Below are 559 nucleotides of genomic sequence, written 5' to 3'. Positions count from 1 at the left end.
CGACACCGCCGACTATTCCGACGACACCGCCGGCGTCACCGTCGACCTGTCGCAGGGCATCGCCTTCGGCGACGAGAGCGGCGAGGACGAGCTGATCTCGATCGAGAACGTCATCGGCGGCGCAGGCAACGATACCCTGATCGGCGATGACGGCGCCAACCGCCTCGTCGGCGGCGCCGGCGACGACGTGATCCTGGCGGGTGGCGGCGACGACCTCATCGTGGCGGGTGCGGGCCATGACGTGATCGATGGCGGCGACGGCTTCGACACGCTCGACCTCTCGGCCGCGACCGGGGCGGTCAGCGTCGACTTCGCCGCCGGCAAGGCTTCGGGCGAAGGCATCGGCACCAACAGCTTCGTCAACATCGAGAAGCTGCTCTTCGGCGCCGGCAACGATGTCGTCACCGGCGGCAATGGCGACGATGCCTTCGATGGCGGGGCTGGCAACGACACGCTGAAGGGCGGCGCCGGCAATGACACGCTCTGGGGCGGCGAAGGTGACGATCTGCTCGATGGCGGCTCCGGCGACGACGACGTCTTCGGCGGGACCGGCAACGAC

General features: G+C 69.2%; 1 protein-coding gene. It reads left to right on the top strand.

Annotated features, from left to right (window positions below; genetic code table 11):
* The coding region (locus AC1REK_RS27515) for a calcium-binding protein (protein ID WP_492273833.1) at positions 1 to 559 on the top strand (559 nt) is incomplete at both ends.

This window comes from Allobosea sp. GW823-FHT02B03 (assembly GCF_058797755.1).
The sequence above is the reverse complement of the archived record's forward strand: the minus strand, read 5'-3'. Positions and strand labels throughout refer to the sequence as shown.